The 20,344-nt window shown below is 72.5% G+C and carries 13 protein-coding genes; 9 read left to right on the forward strand and 4 right to left on the reverse strand.

What is annotated here, in order from left to right:
- The first annotated feature begins 117 nt into the window (after positions 1-117).
- The 9 genes from QQS16_RS09410 (at position 118) to QQS16_RS09450 (ending at position 12,291) form a co-directional block, all read left to right on the forward strand.
- Complete coding sequence (locus tag QQS16_RS09410; RefSeq protein ID WP_286061168.1) at positions 118-945, forward strand: IclR family transcriptional regulator; 828 nt, start codon at positions 118-120, stop codon at positions 943-945.
- A gap of 332 nt (positions 946-1,277) precedes the next feature.
- The gene (locus tag QQS16_RS09415) at positions 1,278-2,363 is read left to right on the forward strand and encodes an S-(hydroxymethyl)mycothiol dehydrogenase (protein WP_286061169.1); all 1,086 of its coding nucleotides are present in this window, start codon (positions 1,278-1,280) and stop codon (positions 2,361-2,363) included.
- A complete protein-coding gene (locus tag QQS16_RS09420) occupies positions 2,360-2,557 on the forward strand; it encodes a hypothetical protein (RefSeq protein ID WP_286061170.1) in 198 nt (65 codons plus the stop codon). Before QQS16_RS09415 ends, QQS16_RS09420 begins: the two co-directional genes overlap by 4 nt.
- Before the next feature lie 176 nt (positions 2,558-2,733).
- On the forward strand, positions 2,734-5,208 hold the full coding sequence (locus tag QQS16_RS09425; protein ID WP_286061171.1) for a GcvT family protein: 2,475 nt from the start codon (positions 2,734-2,736) through the stop codon (positions 5,206-5,208).
- Positions 5,209-5,239: 31 nt separating this feature from the next.
- Complete coding sequence (solA, locus tag QQS16_RS09430) at positions 5,240-6,394, forward strand: N-methyl-L-tryptophan oxidase (RefSeq protein ID WP_286061172.1); 1,155 nt, start codon at positions 5,240-5,242, stop codon at positions 6,392-6,394.
- Positions 6,395-6,405: 11 nt separating this feature from the next.
- The gene (locus tag QQS16_RS09435) at positions 6,406-7,581 is read left to right on the forward strand and encodes an aromatic ring-hydroxylating oxygenase subunit alpha (protein ID WP_286061173.1); all 1,176 of its coding nucleotides are present in this window, start codon (positions 6,406-6,408) and stop codon (positions 7,579-7,581) included.
- Positions 7,562-9,028: an aldehyde dehydrogenase family protein gene (locus QQS16_RS09440; RefSeq protein WP_286061174.1), complete on the forward strand. Its 1,467-nt coding sequence runs from the start codon at positions 7,562-7,564 to the stop codon at positions 9,026-9,028. Before QQS16_RS09435 ends, QQS16_RS09440 begins: the two co-directional genes overlap by 20 nt.
- A gap of 127 nt (positions 9,029-9,155) precedes the next feature.
- A complete protein-coding gene (locus tag QQS16_RS09445; protein ID WP_286061175.1) occupies positions 9,156-10,724 on the forward strand; it encodes an APC family permease in 1,569 nt (522 codons plus the stop codon).
- A gap of 16 nt (positions 10,725-10,740) precedes the next feature.
- Positions 10,741-12,291, forward strand: a complete 1,551-nt coding sequence (locus tag QQS16_RS09450; RefSeq protein ID WP_286061176.1) for a GMC family oxidoreductase — start codon at positions 10,741-10,743, stop codon at positions 12,289-12,291.
- A gap of 74 nt (positions 12,292-12,365) precedes the next feature.
- Here the strand turns inward: QQS16_RS09450 and QQS16_RS09455 are convergent, their stop codons facing one another.
- From QQS16_RS09455 to QQS16_RS09470, 4 genes are all read right to left on the reverse strand, one after another.
- A complete protein-coding gene (locus QQS16_RS09455) occupies positions 12,366-16,982 on the reverse strand; it encodes a coiled-coil domain-containing protein (protein WP_286061177.1) in 4,617 nt (1,538 codons plus the stop codon).
- 37 nt (positions 16,983-17,019) lie between these two features.
- Complete coding sequence (locus QQS16_RS09460) at positions 17,020-17,910, reverse strand: hypothetical protein (protein ID WP_286061178.1); 891 nt, start codon at positions 17,908-17,910, stop codon at positions 17,020-17,022.
- A 103-nt stretch (positions 17,911-18,013) separates the two neighbouring features.
- Positions 18,014-19,540 (reverse strand): hypothetical protein, encoded by a 1,527-nt coding sequence (locus QQS16_RS09465; RefSeq protein WP_286061179.1) that lies wholly within the window; start codon positions 19,538-19,540, stop codon positions 18,014-18,016.
- A gap of 90 nt (positions 19,541-19,630) precedes the next feature.
- Positions 19,631-20,326, reverse strand: a complete 696-nt coding sequence (locus QQS16_RS09470) for a GntR family transcriptional regulator (RefSeq protein WP_286061180.1) — start codon at positions 20,324-20,326, stop codon at positions 19,631-19,633.
- Positions 20,327-20,344: the final 18 nt, after the last annotated feature.

Raw genomic sequence — 20,344 nt, forward strand, 5'->3', positions numbered from 1 at the left:
TCACATGGCGCATGAGCAAGCGCTATGCGCAACAGAATCCGGGCGGGACGCCCGCCACGTCAAGGGTTTCCCGCAGATGCGGCCCGAACCGGGCCCCCAGGTGGTGAGAGTTGAGCCATGACCCCCACGCAGAAGCAGTCAGACCGCGGCTCGGAGAAGGCCGCGTACCCGGAGAAGAGCGGCAGAGGGACCGCCAGCGCCGTCCAGTCGGTGGACCGCGCCGTGAGCGTCCTGGAGATCCTCGCCCGCCACGGTGAGGCGGGTGTCACCGAGATCGCCGACGAGCTGGACGTGCACAAGTCGACCGCGTTCCGGCTGCTCGGCGTCCTGGAGAACCGCGGTCTGGTGGCACAGGCCAAGGACCGCGGCAAGTACTACCTGGGGGCCGGTGTACTACGCCTGGCGGGGGCGGCGGCAGTGCGGCTGGACATCTCCCAGGAGGGCGTCCCGGTCTGCCGGGAGACCGCCGACGAGCTGGGCGAGACGGTGAACATCGCGGTCCTCGACGACGACGCGGCGGTCAACATCATGCAGGCCCGCGGCACCGCGTCCGTGACCGCCCAGAACTGGCTCGGCCGGCGCACCCCCCTGCACGCCACCTCCAGCGGGAAGGTACTGCTGGCGCACCTGCCGCCGACCCTGCGCGAGGGCCTGCTCGCACGTTCCCTGCCGCGTTTCACCGAGCGCACCATCACCGGTGCCTCCGTGCTGCGCGGCGAGCTGGAGGCCGTGGTGCAGCAGGGGTACGCCGTCACCCTGGAGGAGCTGGAGCTGGGCCTGACCGCCGTCGCCGCCCCGGTCCGCGCGCACGACGGCAAGGTGATCGCGGCGATCAGCGTCTCGGGGCCGGTGTACCGGCTGAACAGCGACCGGCTGCCGGAGGTCGCCAAGCGCACGGTCGCGGCCGGGGCGGAGCTGTCGCGCCGCATGGGATACGGCTTCTGACGCAGCGCCCGAGCAGGGCTCCCGTGCCGTGGCGCCCGAGCCGACCACGCGTCCACCCGTCCGACCACCCTCGCCAGCGGCTCCCTTCGGCCACCCGCTCCAGCCGCCCCGGCCCCCAGCCGCCCTCTCCGACATCCTCACCCCCTGACTCCACACGGTGCGGGACCGGATATTCCCGGTCCCGCACCGCTGTGTGTCCGGCAGGTTTCCCCCCTCCCGTTCCTTTTGCCAAGGGTTAACTCGCACCTCTTGACGGCCGCTTGCCGGCGTTCCCACTATGTTCCTCATCGCGCAACCCATAGTGCACTGCGCAACAGCAGAGGAGCTTGGTCGTGCCCCACGAGGTCCGTGCCGTAGTCGCTGTGAAGAAGGGCGCACCCGTCGAGGTGCGGACGATCGTCGTCCCCGACCCGGGTCCCGGAGAGGTGCTCGTCGCCGTGCAGGCCTGCGGGGTCTGCCACACGGACCTGCACTACCGGGAGGGCGCCGTCGACGACGACTTCCCGTTCCTGCTCGGCCATGAGGCGGCCGGCACGATCGAGGCGGTCGGCGAGGGCGTCACCGACCTCACGCCCGGCGACTACGTGGTGCTGGCCTGGCGCGCCCCCTGCGGTTCCTGCCGGTCCTGTCGCCGGGGCCGCCCCTGGTACTGCTTCGACTCCCGCAACGCCGCCCGGCCGATGACCCTGCTGGACGGCACCCCGCTCAGCAACGCCCTCGGCATCGGCGCCTTCGCGGAGAAGACGCTGGTCGCGGCGGGCCAGGCGGTGCGGATCGACCCGGCCGCCCGCCCGGAGGCCGCGGGCCTGATCGGCTGCGGGGTGATGGCGGGCTACGGGGCCGCGGTCAACACAGGCCAGGTCGGGCGCGGCGACTCGGTCGCCGTCATCGGCTGCGGTGGTGTCGGCGACGCGGCCATCGCGGGGGCCTGCCTGAACGGCGCCATGAAGGTCATCGCCGTCGACATCGACGACGGGAAGCTCGACCAGGCGGAGAGGTTCGGCGCCACGCACACCGTCAACTCGCGGGGCACGGATCCCGTCGAGGCGGTCCGCGCGCTCACCGACGGACACGGCGTGGACATCGCGATCGACGCGGTGGGCCGGCCCGAGACCTTCACGCAGGCCTTCTACATGCGCGACCACGCGGGCCTGCTGGTCCAGGTCGGCGTGCCCTCCCCCGAGATGAAGGTCGAACTCCCGCTGATCGACGTGTTCTCACGCGGCGGTGCCATCAAGTCGTCCTGGTACGGCGACTGTCTGCCCAGCCGCGACTTCCCCTTCCTGATCGACCAGTACCTGTACGGACTGCTGGACCTGAACGCCTTCGTCACCGAGACCATCGCGCTCGACCAGGTCGAGGAGGCCTTCGCCAAAATGCACCGGGGCGAGGTGCTCCGCTCGGTGGTGGTCCTGTGAGCGGCCGGAGCCACGCCGTACGGGTCGGCCGGGTCGTCACCCTGGTGACCGACGGCCGGACCCTCACCGCCACCGCCACCGCCACCGGCCTCATCCATAACGCGGGCCACACCTGGGGCAGTTGCTCGCTGCGCCCGCCGTTCCGGGACCGCCCGGCCCTCGCCGCCGAGCGGCCGACCGCACCCGCCGTATAGCGGCCCGAACACCCCCACGGCACCCACGCCCCCGCTACAGCGGCCCGACGCCCCACCTCCCCCTTTCACCCCCCGCTCCCGCTCCCGCCTTCCCTCGTCCATCGCCACATCCCCCATCCCCCATCCGCCCCCGCATCCCCGCCATCCCCGCGATCCCCGCCACCGCAAGGAGGGGCATGTCCAGCACGCCCGCAACGGGTTCCACGCCCGAGCACCGCCCGCACTCCCCCCGCGTGGTCGTCGTCGGGGCCGGCATCGTCGGCTGTTCGCTGGCCGACGAACTGACCGCCCGCGGCTGGAGTGACGTCACCGTCCTGGAGCAGGGCCCGCTGCCCGCCCCCGGCGGTTCCACCTCGCACGCGCCCGGCCTGGTGTTCCGGACCAGCCCGTCGAAAACGCTCGCCGAGTTCGCCAGGTACACGGTGGAGAAGTTCGGTTCCCTGCGCGTGGACGGCGTCCCCTGCTTCGACCAGGTCGGCGGTCTGGAGCTCGCCACCACCCCGGAACGCCTCGCCGAACTGCACCGCAGGGCCGGTTACGCGGCGGCCTGGGGCATCCGCGGCGAGGTCGTCAGCACCGCCCGCTGCAAGGAACTGTGGCCGCTCCTGGACGCGTCGGTGGTCCTCGGCGGTTTCCACACGCCCGACGACGGCCTGGCCCGCGCCCTGCTCGCCGCCCGCGCCCAGATGGACCGGGCCGGCGCGAGGGGCGCCCGCTTCCTGGAACGCCACACCGTCACCGGGATCGAGCAGGCCGACGGCAGGGTCACCGCCGTGGTCACCGACCGCGGCACCTTCCCCGCCGACCACGTCGTCTCGGCCGCCGGCTTCTGGGGGCCCGTCATCGGCCGCATGGCCGGGATCGACGTACCGCTGCAACCGCTCGCCCACCAGTACGCGCGGACCAAGCCGCTCCCCGAACTCCACGGGCACGAGGCGGAGGCGTCCCGGCCCATCCTCCGCTTCCAGGACCGTGACCTGTACTTCCGCGAACACACCGACCGCATCGGCATCGGCTCCTACGCCCACCGGCCGCTGCCCGTCGACCCGTTCGCGGTCCTGCCCTACGACGCGGCCCGCGCCCGGAACCTGGACATGCCGTCCTCGCTCCCGTTCACGGCGGAGGACTGGTCCCCGAGCTGGGACGACTGCCGCCGGCTGATCCCGGCCCTGCGCGGCACCGAGATCGAGGAGGGCTTCAACGGCGTCTTCTCCTTCACCCCGGACGGCATGCCGGTCCTCGGCGAGTCACGGCGGCTGCGCGGATTCTGGCTGGCCGAGGCCGTGTGGGTCACCCACTCCGCCGGTGTCGCCAAGGCGGTGGCCGAGTGGATGGTCGACGGGCGGCCGTCCCTGGACGTGCACGAGTGCGACCTCACGCGTTTCGAGGAAGCGCAGCGTTCACCGTCGTACATCCGTGAACGCGGTTCACAGCAGTTCGTCGAGGTGTACGACGTCCTCCACCCGCTCCAGCCGATGGAGCAGCCCCGCCCCCTGCGCGTCAGCCCCTTCTACGCCCGCCAGCAGCGGCTCGGCGCCTACTTCCTGGAGGGCGGCGGCTGGGAACGCCCGCACTGGTACGAGGCGAACGCCCCGCTCGTCGACGCGCTCGACCCGCTCCCCGCTCGCGACGCATGGTCGGCCCGCCACTGGTCCCCCATCGCCGCCGCCGAGGCGAGGGCGACCCGCGAGAAGGTCGCCCTCTACGACATGACCCCGCTGCGGCGCCTGGAGGTCACCGGCCCCGGAGCGCTCGCCTTCCTGGACCGCATGACCACCAACAACCTCCGCAAGAAGCCCGGCGCGGTCACCTACACCCTCCTCCTCGACGAGACCGGCGGCATCCGCTCCGACCTCACCGTCGCCCGTCTCGGCGCCGACCGGTTCCAGGTCGGCGCCAACTCTCCCGCCGACCTCGACTGGCTCGCCCGGCACGCCCCGGACGACGTCCACCTCAGGGACATCACCTCCGGCACCTGCTGCGTCGGCGTGTGGGGTCCGCTGGCCCGCGACCTCGTCCAGCCGCTGACCCACGACGACTTCTCGCACGAGGCCTTCGGCTACTTCCGCGCGAAGGAGACGTACCTCGGGCACGTCCCGGTGACGGCCATGCGCCTGTCCTACGTCGGCGAGCTCGGCTGGGAGCTGTACACCACCGCCGACCTGGGCCTGCGGCTGTGGGACACGCTGTGGGAGGCCGGCCGGGAACTCGGTGTGATCGCGGCCGGCCGCTCGGCATTCAACTCCCTGCGTCTGGAGAAGGGCTACCGGGCCTGGGGCACCGACATGACCGACGAGCACACCCCGTACGAGGCGGGCCTCGGCTTCGCGGTCCGCGGGGACAAGGAGTTCACGGGTCGCGACGCACTTACCGGCACGCCTCCCACCCGCAGGCTCACGCCCCTCCTCCTCGACGGCCCCGCCGCCGTGGTCCTCGGCAAGGAGCCGGTGTACGTCGACGGCGTCCCCGCCGGCTACGTGACCAGCGCCTCGTACGGCTACACGGTCGGCCGCTGCGTCGCGTACGCCTGGCTGCCGGCCCCTCTCGCCACCGGTACCGGGGTGCACATCGAGTACTTCGGCCGGCGGGTCCCGGCGACGGTCGCCGAAGAGCCCCTCTTCGACCCGAAGATGACCCGCATCCGTCGCTGACCCGGCTCACGCACCCCTCAGGAGGCCCTACGTGTCCCCCACCTACGACGTGATCGTCATCGGTCTCGGCGGCATGGGCAGCGCCGCCGCCCACCACCTGTCCGCGCGCGGTGCCCGTGTACTCGGCCTGGAGAAGTTCGGCCCCGTGCACAACCGGGGCTCCAGCCACGGCGGTTCGCGGATCACCCGGCAGTCGTACTTCGAGGACCCGGCGTACGTCCCGCTGCTGCTGCGCGCCTACGATCTGTACGAGGACCTGGAGCGGGCCACCGGCCGGGAGATCGCGATCCTCCCCGGCGGCGTGATGGTCGGCCGCCCCGACTCCCGGACCGTCTCGGGCTCGCTGCTTTCCGCCCAGCGGTGGGACCTGCCGCACGAGATGCTGAACGCGAAGGAGATCCGCCGCCGCTTCCCGACGCTCACGCCCAGGGACGACGAGGTGGCGCTGTTCGAGCGCAAGGCCGGGCTGCTGCGGCCGGAGAACACGGTCGCCGCGCACCTCCAGCTCGCCACCCGGCAGGGCGCCGACCTGCACTTCGAGGAGCCGATGACCCGCTGGGAGCCGTACCTGGACGGCGTCCGCGTGCACACGGCCGAGGACACCTACACCGCCGCCCAGCTGGTGATCTGCCCGGGCGCGTGGGCGCCGCGGCTGCTCACCGACCTCGGGGTCCCGTTCACCATCGAGCGGCAGGTCATGTACTGGTTCCAGCCCCGGCACGGCGTCGAGCCCTTCCTCCCGGAGAACCACCCGATCTACGTCTGGGAGGACGCGGCCGGCGTCCAGGTCTACGGCTTCCCGTCCATCGACGGCCCCGACCTCGGCGCGAAGGTCGCCTTCTTCCGCAAGGGCCGGGTCACCACCCCGGAGACCATCGACCGCACGGTCCACGAGGACGAGATCAAGGCGATGGCCGACCACATGGCCGACTGCGTCCCGGACCTGCCCGGCACCTTCCTCAAGGCCGCGACCTGCATGTACTCCACCACGCCGGACGAGCACTTCGTCATCGCCCGCCATCCGGCCCACCCCGACTCGGTCACCGTGGCCTGCGGGTTCTCCGGACACGGCTTCAAGTTCGTGCCCGTCGTCGGCGAGATCCTCGCCGATCTGGCCCTGACCGGCGACACCGGCCACCCCATCGGCCTGTTCGACCCCGCCCGCCTCGCCGCCGCGCCCGCCTGAGGAGCCCGCCCGTGACGACGACCCCCGCCCCCGAGAGCCGGCTCTCCGCGGCCCGCCAGATCTCCCCCAGCCTGATCGCCACCCTCCCCGGGCACTACTACACCGACCCGGAGATCTTCCGTCAGGAGCAGCGGCACCTCTTCGAGTCGATGTGGTTCTGCGCGGTCCGCGGCGCCGACCTCGCGAAGCCGGGCGCCTTCCGCACGGTCCAGGTCGGCCGCGAGAGCGTCCTGATCACCCGCACCCGCAGGGGCGAGTTGCGCGCCTACCTGAACGTCTGCCGGCACCGCGGGGCCCGGCTGTGCATGGCGGAGTCCGGCGAGGTGCGGCGCAACCTCCAGTGTCCGTACCACGCGTGGACGTACGACCTCGACGGCACGTTGATCGCCGCGCCCAACCTGATCAAGATGCCGGACGTCGACCGGGCCGCGTACGGACTGATCAAGGTGTCGCTGCGGGAATGGCTGGGCTACGCCTGGGTCTGCCTGGCCGACGAGCCGCCGTCCTTCGAGGAAACGGTCATGCGGGCCGCCGTCGAACGGCTCGGCGACAGCGCCGCGATCGACCACTACGGCACCGAGAACCTCGCCCTCGGCAAGCGGATCGTGTACGACGTGCGGGCGAACTGGAAGCTGATCGTCGAGAACTTCATGGAGTGCTACCACTGCGCGACGATCCACCCCGAACTGACGGACGTGCTCCCGGAGTTCGCCGACGGCTACGCGGCCCAGTACTACGTGGGCCACGGCGCCGCGTTCGGTGAGGAGGTCAAGGGCTTCACCGTCGACGGCAGTGAGGGCTTCGCCAGGCTGCCCGCGGTCTCCGAGGACCAGGACCGCCGCTACTACGCCATCACGGTCAAGCCGACGGTGTTCATCAACCTGGTACCGGACCATGTGATCCTGCATCGCATGTTCCCGATGGCCGAAAACCATACGATCGTGGAGTGCGACTGGCTGTACGCACCGGAGGTGGTGGACTCCGGGGCGGATGTGACGAAGTCGGTGGAGCTGTTCCACCGGGTCAACGAACAGGATTTCGAGGCGTGCGAACGGACGCAGCCCGCGATGGCGTCGCGGGCGTACCGCAGGGGTGGTGTGCTGGTCCCCACCGAGCACCACATCGGGATCTTCCACGAGTGGCTCTTGAACATGCTGGGAGGCAGTCATGCCGGACCTGTTCATTGACGGCACGTGGCGCGGCGCGGTCGACGGGCGCACCCGCGAGATCCGCTGTCCCGCCGACGGTTCCCTGGTGGGGGTCGTCGACGAGGCGGGCGGGAAGGACACGGTGGAGGCGATCGGCGCCGCCCGCCGGGCCTTCGACACGGGTCCGTGGCCCCGGACCTCGCCGAACGAGCGCGGTGACCTGCTGGTGCGGGTCGCCGACCTGCTGATCCGGGACAAGGACGCGCTGGCCCGCGCGGAGTCCCTGGACACCGGGAAGCGGCTGGTCGAGAGCGAGTACGACATCGACGACATCGCGAACTGCTTCCGCTACTTCGGGCGGCTGGTGGCGAGCGAGACCGGGCGGGTGGTCGACACCGGGACGGAGGGGATCGACAGCCGGGTCGTGCACGAGCCGGTCGGCGTCTGCGCGCTGATCACCCCCTGGAACTATCCGCTGCTCCAGACGGCCTGGAAGGTCGCCCCGGCCCTCGCGGCCGGCGACACCTTCGTCCTCAAGCCGAGCGAGCTGACCCCGCACACCGCCATCCACCTGATGCGGCTGCTGACCGAGGCCGGACTCCCGCCGGGCGTCGCCAACCTGGTCCTCGGTGCCGGACCGGAGGCGGGCGCCCCGCTGGCCGACCACCCGGACGTCGACCTCGTCTCCTTCACCGGCGGACTCCAGACCGGCCGTGGCCTGATGGCCGCCGCGGCCGGGACCGTCAAGAAGGTCGCCCTCGAACTCGGCGGCAAGAACCCCAACATCGTCTTCGCCGACGCCGCCTTCGAGGCGGCCGTCGACATGGCGCTGACCGCCGTGTTCCTGCACTCCGGGCAGGTCTGCTCGGCGGGGGCGCGGCTGCTGGTGGAGGACTCCCTGCACGACCGGTTCGTCGAGGAACTCGTCCGACGGGCCCGGCTGATCCGCCTCGGCGGACCGTTCGACGAGCGGGCCCAGGCCGGGGCGCTGATCTCGGCGGCCCACCGCGCGAAGGTCGAGGCGTACGTCGCCAAGGGCCTGGAGGAGGGGGCGGTGCTACGGTGCGGGGGCGAGCGCCCCTCGGGACCGGGTCTTGACGAGGGCTTCTACTACCTGCCCACCGTGCTGGACGAGTGCTCCTCGGGAATGTCGGTGGTCCAGGACGAGTCCTTCGGCCCGGTGCTCACCGTGGAGCGTTTCACGAGCGAGGACGAGGTGGTGCGGCTCGCCAACGACACCATCTACGGTCTGGCCGGTGCCGTGTGGACGAGCGACGAGGCCAGGGCGGCCCGGGTCGCCGACCGGCTGCGGATCGGCACCGTGTGGATCAACGACTACCACCCCTACGTGCCGCAGGCGGAGTGGGGTGGCTTCAAGCAGTCCGGCTTCGGGCGCGAACTCGGACCGGCGGGACTCGCCGAGTACCGCGAGACGAAGCACATCTGGCGCAACACGGCCCCGGCGCCGCAGGGTTGGTTCTCCTGAGGCCCCTGGGTATGACCCGTCCGTGACAGCGGGCACCTCAAGCCCGTGTACGACCTCCCCCCTCACGGACCCCGGCCCCCGCACCGAGCCGCTCCCTCCCCTCCTCCGGCCACCAGGAAGTCCGCTCATGACGACGACCGAGCAACCACAGTCCGGACCACACGGCAACGACGACACCGAGCTCGCCGAGTTCGGCTACAGACCCGAGCTCAAGCGCACCCTCGGCAATTTCCACACCTTCGCCGCCGGCATCAGCTACATCTCGATCCTGACCGGCACGTTCCAGCTGTTCTACTTCGGCTACGGCAGCGGCGGCCCCGCCTACTGGTGGTCCTGGCCGATGGTCTTCGTCGGCCAGTTCATGGTCGCCCTGTGCTTCGCGGAACTGGCCGCCCGTTACCCCGTCGCCGGCTCGGTCTACAACTGGTCGAAGAAGATCGGCAATCCGCATCTGGGCTGGCTGGCCGGCTGGATGATGCTCATCGCGTCGATCGTGTCGATCTCGGCGGTGGCGCTCGCCTACCAGCTCACGCTTCCGCAGATCTCCAGCTTCTTCCAGTTCGTCGGCGACGGCACCGGCACGTACGACGTGGCGACGAACGCGGTGGTCCTCGCGACGGTGCTGATCCTGTTCACGACCCTGGTGAACGCCTTCGGTGTGAAGCTGATGGCCACCATCAACAGCACGGGCGTGCTGATCGAGCTGATAGCCACCGTCGTCCTCATCGTGATGTTCGCCGTCCACATCACCCGGGGACCGCAGGTGGTGACCGAGACCGCGGGCACCGGGGCCGGGCACCAGACCGGCTACATGGGCGCGTTCCTGGTGGCCTCACTGGCGTCCGCGTACGTCATGTACGGCTTCGACACGGCCGCCTCGCTCGGCGAGGAGTCCCTCGACCCGTCCCGCAACGCGCCGCGCGCCATCATCCGCGCCATCGTCGCCTCGTTCGTCCTGGGCGGTCTGATCCTGCTGCTGGCGCTGATGAGCGTCTCCAGCCTGAAGGGCGACAAGCTGTCCACGGACGGTCTGCAGTACATCGTGCTCGACGTGCTCGGTTCGACGGCCGGCAAGGCGATGCTGTGGTGCGTGCTGATCGCGGTGACCGTGTGCGCGCTGGCCGTCCACACGGCGGCCATCCGCCTCACCTTCGCGATGGCCCGGGACAACAACCTGCCCGCGTCCTCCCTGCTGGCCAAGGTCAGCCCGCGGTTCCAGACCCCGGTGCTCCCCGCGGTGATCATCGGCGTGCTCGCCGTGGCGATCCTCGTCGTCAACATCCGCCAGCCGCAGATCTTCACGGTCGTCACCAGCATCGGCATCATCATGATCTACCTCGCCTACCTCGGCGTCACCGCGCCGATGCTGGTGGCCCGGCTGCGCGGCAGGTGGCAGCCCGCGGGTGACGGCAAGTTCTCGCTGGGCCGCTGGGGGCTGCTGGTCAACATCGTCGCCGTGGTGTGGGGCACCGCCATGACGATCAACCTGATCTGGCCGCGGGCCGAGGTCTACAACGCGGCCGCCCCGTTCCACTGGTACCTGCGCTGGGGCGCGGTGCTGTTCGTCGCGGTCATCATGGGCGGCGGCTTCGCCTACTACTGGTTCGTCCAGCGGCACCGGACCGGCGTGCTCTCCGAGCACCAGCTGCGGCCCCCCGCCACCACGACTCCCCTCGCCTCCCCGGCGGCCGACTGAAGGAGGTCAACCACTCGTGAGCACCGATGAGTTCGACTACGTGGTGGTCGGCGGCGGCACCGCGGGCAACGTGGTGGCGGCCCGCCTGTCCCAGGACCCGTCCGCCACGGTGTGCGTGCTGGAGGCCGGCCCGAGCGACGTCGGCGACGACGACATCCTGAAACTGGAACGCTGGATGGGCCTGCTGGAGTCCGGCTACGACTGGGACTACCCGGTCGAGCCGCAGTCCAGCGGCAACAGCTTCATGCGGCACGCCCGTGCCAGGGTGCTGGGCGGCTGCTCGTCGCACAACTCCTGCATCGCCTTCTGGGCCCCGGCCGAGGACCTCGACGACTGGGCCGGGGCGGGCTGTACGGGCTGGAGCGCGGCGGACCTCTTCCCGCTCTACCAGCGGCTGGAGAACAACGACGCGCCCGGCGACCACCACGGCCGCACCGGCCCGGTGAAGCTGCGCACGCTCACGAGCGACGACCCGTGCGGCACCGCCCTGCTGGAGGCGTGCGCCCAGGCCGGCATTCCGACGACGCCCTTCAACACGGGTTCGACGGTGGTGCGGGGCGCCAACTGGTTCCAGATCAACTCCGACGAGGACAACATCCGTCAGTCGTCGTCGGTGGCGTACCTGCATCCCGTCCTGGGCAAGCGGCCCAACCTGGAGGTGCGCACGGGGGTGCGGGCCAAGAAGCTCGTACTCGACGGCCCGCGGTGCGTGGGCGCCGAGTATCTGGACCCTGACCTGATCCACACGCGGACGGTACGGGCCCGGCGCGAGGTGATCGTGTCCTGCGGCGCGATCGACACCCCGAAGCTGCTGATGCTGTCCGGCATCGGACCGGCCGGACATCTGCGCGAGGTCGGCGTGGAGGTCGTGGTGGACTCGGCCGGCGTCGGAGAGAACCTCCAGGACCACCCCGAGGGCGTCATCATGTGGGAGGCCGCGCAGCCCATGACCACCACGTCCAGCCAGTGGTGGGAGGCGGGCATCTTCTACGACACCGAACCGGGCCTGGACCGGCCCGACCTGATGTTCCACTACGGGTCGGTGCCGTTCGACATGAACACCGCGCGCTGGGGCTACCCCACGTCCGAGAACGCGTTCTGCCTCACGCCGAACGTCACGCGGGCGAGGTCGCGGGGAACGGTCCGGCTGCGCACCCGCGACTACCGGGACAAACCCAAGGTCGACCCGCGCTACTTCACGCACGAGCACGACGTGCGGGTCATGACGTACGGGCTCAGGCTCGCCCGGCGGATCGCCGAGCAGCCCGCGCTGAGCGGCTGGGCGGGTGCGGAACTGGCGCCCGGTCCGGACGTCCGGACCGACGACGAGCTGCTCGACTACATCCACAAGACCCACAACACGGTCTACCACCCGTCGTGCACCGTGAAGATGGGCGCGGACGACGACCCCTCGGCCCCGCTCGACGCGCGGCTGCGGGTCAAGGGGGTCGCGGGGCTGCGGGTGGCGGACGGCTCGGTGATGCCGGATCTCGTCAGCGTCAATCCGTGCATCACGACCATGATGATCGGCGAGAAGTGCGCGGACCTCCTGAAGGAGGACGCGTAGGCAAGCGCCCCGCGAGGGGCCCGGGGAACCGCGCGACCAGCCACACGGTCCCGCGGTTCCCCGTTTGCCGTCGGCTACGGAGCACTCGGCGCCGGGCGCTTGTACATCCGTGTCGCGGTGATCTCGCTGTGCCCGCCCTCCCCGGCGGGAGCCTGCGGCAGTCCCGGACGCAGGTGTTCCTCCACCCTGATGTACTTCAGCCCGGCCCGCAGGTCTGCGTCGTTGCGCAACCGGATGACCAGCGGGAACTCCGCGAGCGCGGTCGTGTCGAACAGGCCGGTGGTGTAGAGGAGCTGGACACCGAGCGCGTCCGAGACGGCCCGCTGGAGTTCCAGCAGGTAGGTCGCGTTGGCCCGGCCGATCGGGTTGTCGAGGAACAGCGTGCCGGCGTGGCGGTGCTTGTCGCGGCCCCGGTCGTTGGACCGCAGCGCGGCCATCGTGCAGTACAGGGCGATGGCCGCGGTGAGCAGCTGGCCGCCGGAGAACACGTCGCCCATCTGCCCCACGGGGACGCGTTCGGCGCGCAGCACGGCGTCCGGCTTGAGGATCTCGACGGCGACGCCCCTGGGCTGGAGCGCGGCGGCGACTCCGCGCAGGAGCAGGGACATGCCGTCGCGCCGCAGGTCGGAGTTCTTCTTGACGGCCGCGCGGGTCGCCTCGTCGACGACCTCGCCGAGCCGTTCGGTGAGCGTGGCCTGGTCGGGCTCCTCGAAGCGGATACGCAGGAACTCCTGCCCGGACCACTCGCCGAGGCCCTCCGGCAGCCGGGACAGCCGCTGGGCGGACCTGAGCGTGGCGAGCGCCGACTCGACGAGCCCTCGGAGCCGGTCCACGATCGAGTCCCGGTTGCGCTCCAGCTGCGCCAACTCGTCGGTGAGGACCCGCAGTCGGGGCGCGAACGCGTCGGCCCACCGCTGGGCGTGCTCGGGCAGCGCGGACGCGGGCAGTTCCCGGATCTGCTGCCGGGCGGGGGTGCGGACCTGCTCGTAGCGCGTGGAGTTGGCGTGCCGGACCAGGACGTCGCTCGACTCCCGTACGGCGGCCTCGGCGGACGACAGGTCGGCGGCGCAGCCGCGCAGGGACCGGCGGGCCTCGGCGGCGGACTGCCGTGCCTCCTCCGGGCTGCCCGGATACGGCTCGGGCTCCTCGTGCTCCTCGTCGGCGGTGTGCTCGCGCAGCAGGTCGCGGAGCATGGCGGCGATCTCGTCGAAGCCGCCGGCCGCGTCCTCGGCGGCGCGGTGCGCGTCGAGCAGTTCGGCGTGCGCCTCGCGGGCCTGCCGCACCGCCTCGGTCCGGGAGGCGAGTTCGGTGCTCGCCGTGCGCAGCAGCGCCTGCGCGTGCTCGGCGTCGCGCGGCTGCTGGTCGGCGGGCAGGTCGGTGTGCGCCTCGCCGTCCTCGGGCGCGTGCCGCTCGGCCTCGCCGCGCAGGCGTCCGAGCTGCTCACTCGCGGTGGACATGCGGGTCTCCAGGAGCTGAACCAGCTCCTCGGCGCGGGCGACGGCGGCCTGCCGGGAGGGTCCGTCGGAGCCGTCGGGCGACTGGAGCAGCTGTTCCGCGCGGGTGCGGACCTTGTTGCTCAGCCGGTCCAGGTCGGCCCGCGCGGCACTCTCGTCGCTCTCTGCCCGGGCCTGCTCGGCGCGCAGGTCGGCGTCGACGCCGACCTTCTCGTACAGCTGGGAGGCGGCCCGGTACGCCTCCCGCAGGGCGGGCAGGGACGCCGTCGGGTCGTCCGCTCCGCTCTGCGGTACGTCGTCGGGGGCGCCGGCGATCTCGGAGCGCTCGGCGCGCAGGGCCCGGGCGGTGCGGCGGGCGTCGTCGGCGGCACGCTGGGCGGCGCGCCGGTCCTCGCCGGCGGCCCGGGCCCGCTCCAGGCAGACCTGGGCGCGGGCCTCCGACTCGGCCGCCTCGTCGGCGAGTTCGCGCAGCTTGGCCTGCCAGCCGGCCCGCTCCCGCAGCCGGAAGGCGAGCCCGGCGAGGGCGTCGGCGGCGCGCCGGGCCTTCTGGGCGGCCTCCTGGTGTTCGTCGCGGACCTGGGCGGCCTCGGTGGCGGCCTCGTCGGCCTCGGCGCGCACGGTCCGCGCCTCGGCGAGCTCGGCCTCGGACTCCTCGGCGAACACGCGGGTGTCCTGGGCGGCTCTGGCCAGCTCCACGAGCCGTCCGGCCGGGCAGCCGGTGCGCCAGGAGGCGAGCCGCGCGGACAGTTCCCGGTCCTTGCCGAGCCGGGCCGCGAGGTCGCGGATCTCCTGGTCGCGCTCGGTGGCCCGCGCGCGCAGCGCCTGCCGCTCCTCGTCGGCGGCGTGCTCGTCGTGCATGGCCGGGTTCGGCGGGACGAGGAACACGTCACCGTGGTCCGCGTCGGGCGCCGGAGTGGGGGCGAGCAGGGCGGCGGCCGTGCCGACGGCCACGGCTGACCGGGGCAGCAGCGCGGCGTCGTTCAGTGCCTCGCGGGCCCGCGCGTGGGTGGCCGGGTCGGTGATGATCACGCCGTCGACCAGCTCCGGGCGGGCGGCCAGCACGCGCGCGTGGTCGACGGGGTCGACGGCCTGGGCGAGGTAGCGCCAGCCGGGCAGCGCGGGGATGCCCTGCTCGCCGAGGAACTCCACGGTGGCCAGGACGTCCGGGCCGGGCGGCAGCAGCCCGCCGTCGCCGAGCGCGCCGAGGATGCGGGAGTCGTCGGCGGCGGCGGTGCGCAGCTCGAAGAGGTGCCGCTCGGCGGAGGAGACCGCGTCGTCGAGGAGTTCGCGCAGCTCGTCGGCGTAGCGGTCCAGGTCCTCGGGGGTGAGCCCCTGCGGACCGCTGTCGTCGGGGTCCTGGCGGGGCTGCGGGACCACCGGGCGGGGGTCGTCGGCGGTCAGGCTCAGCAGCTCCGCCAGCCGCTCCTCCCCGGCGAGCGCCTCGGCGAGGCCCCGGTCGGCCGCGTAGGAGCGTTCCGCCGCCGTGGCCGCGTCCTCCGCGCGGGCCGCGGTCAGCTCGGCGCGGGATTCGGCGGCGGCGGCCTCGCGGGCGTGCTCGGTGGCCCGGCGCGCGGCCTCCCGCGCGGTGTCCCAGGCGGCAACCGCGGTCTTCTCCGCGTCGCTGGCGGCGAGGGCCGCGCGTGCCGGGTCGGCGTCGGGCGCGCTGTCGTCGAGCCAGCCCGCGCGCACCGCCTCGGCGGTCTCCTGCTCGACCTCGGCCAGGCGCTGCCGCAGATGCCCGATCTCACTGCGGGCGCGCTGCGCCTCGGTGGCGGCGGAGGTGGAGTCGCGGTACGCGGACTCGCTGACCTCCTGGAGGGCGGCGGACCGCTCCTCCTCCTCGTTGGCGAGGGTCTCGGCGTTCTCCGCCGCCCTGTGCAGGGCCCGGACGAGATCGACGGCGGCCTTGGCGCGGGCGGCGAGCGCGGGGGCCGCGTCCCGTTCGGCCTCCTGGATCGCGGCGGCCACGCGCGCGGCCCGGTCGGCGGCGGCCCGGTGGCGCAGCACCTGCTCTGCGGCCTGCCAGGCGGCGTGCAGGGTGCGCGCGTCGGCGAGTTCGCGCTTCTGCGCGGCGGCCGACTTCTCGGCGGCGGCGAGCGCCAGCGACGCGTTCCGGTAGGCGAGTTCGGCGGCGATCAGCGCGGTGCGCTCCCGGCCTGCCTCGGCGTGCGTGACGGCGGACGCGGCGCCGGTGACCCGCTGGGCGAGGTCGGCGGCGCGCACCCGCTCCTGCGCGCCGCGCGCGGTGAGCCGGCGGGCCAGGGTCCTGGTGCGGCGCTCGGCCGCGGTGTGGACATCCCGCGCGCGGGAGCGGGCCTCGGCCGCCTCGACGATCCGCCCGAGCAGGTCGACGGACCCGGCGGTGAAGTCCCGTTCGGCGATCAGCTCGGCGCGCCGCCCCAGTTTGTTGCCGAAGCCGCTGACCAGGTCGGCGAGCCCGTCGGTGTCCCGGGTGTCGGTCACGGCGCGCAGCAGCAGGTCGGTGAAGTCGGAGTCCTTCTTCACCGCGAACAGGCCGGCGGCCTCGCCCTCGTCGGCGTTCATCTCCCGCTGGTAGCGGAAGAGTTCGGGGTCGAGGCCGAGATCGCCGAGGTGCTCGATCCACCGGTCGTGGATCTCCTCCCAGTGCACCTCCAGATGGGGGTACGCCTTGCCCGCCTCGGTGAGGGCGTCCCGGAAGCCCTTCATGGTCCGCCGGCGGCCCTGCGCGCCCGACTGCCCCTCGACGGACGGCCGCACGGCGGTGGACTCGGCGACGGGCAGGCTGTCGAGGCTGAGACCGGGGCCGGGCCGGAAGGAGTACCAGGCCTCGGCGAACTTGCGCGGGTCGTTGGAGACCTGGCGCCCGCGCCACTCGCTGACCTTGCCGACGACGACGCACTCGCCGGTCAGCACGTGCTGCCACTCCAGGGCCACGTGGCCGCAGTCGTCCGCGAGCAGGAACTTGCGCAGCACGCCGGAGCTGGCGCCGCCCAGGGTGTTGCGGTGACCCGGCAGCATGACCGAGAAGATCAGCTTGAGCAGGACGGACTTGCCGCCGCCGTTCTCCAGGAACAGCACACCGGCGGGCGCGGGCCGACGCGGCGGGCCGACGGGCTCCTCCTCGAAGAACTCCGCCTGGGCGGGCGCGGGGTCGGGCACGGGCTCGCCCACACCGCGCAGGTCAAGCACGGTGTCGGCGTAGCGCGCACCGGCGGGCCCGATGGAGTAGAGGCGGACCCGGGACAGCTCGTACATGGCGGACTCTCGTAAGTCTTCGGCAGGGCAGGGGGGTTCAGGACTGGGCGGGCGCGTGGAACGGCAACCCGGCGTCGGCCACCAGGTCCAGGTCGTCGGTGTCCTCGGGCGGCAGCAGGGTCGGCGTGCCGTCGGTGACCGGGACCACGCCCAGTTCCAGCAGTTCGGCCATCGCGGCACTGCCCGCCATGTCCCGTACCTGGAGCTGGTAGCGGGCGGTGGTCCGGTACGTACCGCCGTTGTCGTCGCCGGTCCGCTGCAGGAACCCGGAGTCGGTGAGGAAGGCGACGGCCTTGCCGACGATGCCCGTGGTCGAACCGGCGAGCCGCCGCGCGTCCTTGGTGGCGCCGGCCGCGCTGCGTCTGGCCCAGATCCGCCAGGCTGCCTCCAGGCCGGGCGCGTCGGTGGCCGGGTCGGTGTTCTCGCCCAGTTCCTCGGCCCGCTCCTCCAGTCGCCGGCAGGCCTGCCGGACGAAGGCGTCGACGCCGTTGACCGAGACGCGCCCGATGTACCCGTCGTCGGCGAGGTCCTCCGGCCGCGGGTACGCCATGGCGGCGACCGCGAGATGGGCCAGGCCGTGCAGGAACCGGTCCCCGGCGTCGGCGGCCGTCCGGCGCGCGTAGTCGCCCATGCGCACGGCGAACACCGAGTCCTCGGCGGCGGTGACGGCCATTCCCGCGCGCGGGGACACCTCCAGCACGACCAGCCCGAGCCCGGCGGCCACGGCGTCGGCGAGCCGCGCGAACGGCGGGTCCTCGCGGTAGCGCCGCAACAGCTCGGTGTACTCCTGGTCCCGCGCGGGCTGCAACTTGGGCTGCAACCCGAAGGCGACGAGCCGCGCCGCGTCGGCGGCGTCGGCGGGGGTGACGGGGGCGGTCACCGGCGCGGCGGCGGCCTGCGGCTCACTCCACTCGACGTGCTCGGTCACGACTGCGACTCCCTGGACTTGGAAACGGAGGGACGGATCGCCCACCTGGGGGCGCGGGGAACTGCGCGACCGGCCACGGACGGCCGGCAGCCGAAGGAGGACATCAAGCGGCCTCCGTCCTGCCGGCTGCCATCCCCGCCGCGTCCAGCAGAGCCGTCCCCACGATCAGATCGGCCCCGCCGAACTCCGGGTCGTCCAACTCCGCCCCGTCGTCCACGGCGAACAACAGCTTCTCCTCGCCCTGGCGATAGGCCGTGCCCACGGGCGGACTGGCGGCGTGCACCGCCAGCAGCGCGACGAGATAGGGCAGGTCGGCATCCTGCCGCCGTGCCTGCGCGAGCAGCCCCGAGAGCCTCCGGGGCGCATCCGCCGGAAGATCCAGCAGCTCCATGGCGGCGGCCAGCTGCTCCTCACTGAACCGGCTGTCGTCCGGCGTCGCGATGAGATCCGGCTCCGGCATCTCCGCGCCCAGGTGCTCCCGCTCCAGCGGCGGCGTCAGCAGGATGTCGACGAGGTCGCCGACCCGTACCGACACCGGCGTGCGCATGCCCGTCCCGCGCGCGAAGAACGCGTCGGTGACGCGGACCGCCTGTTCCAGGGCCAACGGCAGGACGGGCGCGACCAGATGCCCGTACAGGTCGATGCCCGATGTCGTCATGGGGGTGGCGAAGGCCTGCCGGTCCTGCTCGGCGCGGAAGAGGGGGCCCGCCTCCAGCAGCCGGGCCTGGAGCTGGGTGTGGCGCCGGATGCAGTCCTTGACGATGTCCACCAGCTCGGCGGCGCGGCGCTTGTGCTCCGGCTCCTCGGACTCGTCGCGCGCCTTGCGGATGTTGGTGAGGATCGCGTTCTCGTGACGGTAGCGGTCGGCCACGTGGTCGAGGGCTTCGGCGATCATGTCGGGCACGGTGGTGAGCCAGTCCACCGCGCGTACGTTGCGCCGGGTGGCGTCCAGTGCGCGCCGCAGGGTCTCGGAGTACTGGACCGTGCGGTACCGGGCCTGTTCGGCGGCCAGTTGGGCGTCGGCGAGGCGGCCCCGGCTGATCAGCACCTCCAGCTTGACCTCGGCGGCGATCTGGGCACTGGTGACATCGGTGTCGAGGGCGCCGACCAGGACGTTGACCGCCTCGTCGGTGGTCCGCAGGTAGACGCTGCCGCCGGGGCCGGGCACCTCCTCGATCAGCTTGAAGTCGTAGTCGCGGCGGACGTAGGTGCCGTCCTGCGCGAACGTGCCGTACACGGCCCGGAAGCCTCGGTCGACGCTGCCGACGTTGATCAGGTTCTCCAGGACCCAGCGGGCCACCCGCTCGTGCTCGGCGACCGGCCGCTGCGGGGCCTGGGCCGCGATGCGGGGGATGAGCCGGGCGACGACCTGGTCGTGGTCGGCGCCCGTGTCGAAGTCCATGTTCAGGGTGACCAGGTCGATGGCGGACAGGGCCACCTCCGCCATGCCGTACACCGAGTACTCGCCGGCGAGGTTGGCCTTGCGGGCGTCGAGGTCGTGCAGCGGCGCGGTGCAGGCGAGCGCGCGCAGCCGCCGCGCCAGTCCCTCGTCGGCGGCCGGTCCCGGTGCGGGGCGCGGCCCCGCGCTGAGCTGGGGCGGAACACGGTCCGTCGATGCAGGCGAAGTCACGGTGCACAGACTAGGTCCTCGGTCTGACAACGACCCAAACGACGCAGAAGCCACCCGGCGGCACGGCGGTCGCACCGGGCGGCGGACCTGCTACCCCTCGTCCCCGACCCGCCGCCGGTACACCTCGACCACGCGCTCCAGCGAGTCGTCGAGGTACACGGCGAGCAGTTTCTCGGCCTCGCGCCTGTCCCCCGCCCGCAGCGCCTCGAAGATCTGCACGTTCCGGGCCAGGTAGGGCTCGTGCAGCCGACGGGGCTCGTCCACCACGTGGAAGGCCAGGCGCAGCTCGGCGAAGACGCTGCGCATCAGCTCGCTGGTGCGGTCGCTCCCGGCGAGCGCGACCAGTTCCCGGTGGAAGTGGATGTTGGCCGTGCCCAGCTCTTTCCAGTCGCCCTCACGCGCCGCCCGCTGCCCCTGGGCCACGGCCTCCCCGAGACCGTCCAGGTCGTACGGCGGCTCGCCGAGGCCCCGGACGACCGCGCACTCGACGAGGGCGCGGGTGCGGTAGATGTCCTCGACGTCCTCGACGGTCAGCACCCGGACGAAGACGCCCCGGTTCAGTTCGTGGACGAGCAGGCGTTCGTGTGTGAGCAGCCGGAACGCCTCGCGGAGCGTGTTGCGGGAGACCCCGAGCGCGCCTCCGATGCTGTCCTCCGACAGCCGGGTCCCCGGCGGGAAGTATCCGTCGGCGATACGGCTCCGGAGGATGTCCGAGACCCGTTCCGCGGTGCTGGTCCGGCCCAGGAGGGCGCGGTCGTCGGCCAGTCCCGTCAGCTGCTCTGCCATGCCCGGAATTCAATCGCA

It is taken from the genome of Streptomyces sp. ALI-76-A, from assembly GCF_030287445.1.
Classification (GTDB): Bacteria; Actinomycetota; Actinomycetes; order Streptomycetales; family Streptomycetaceae; genus Streptomyces.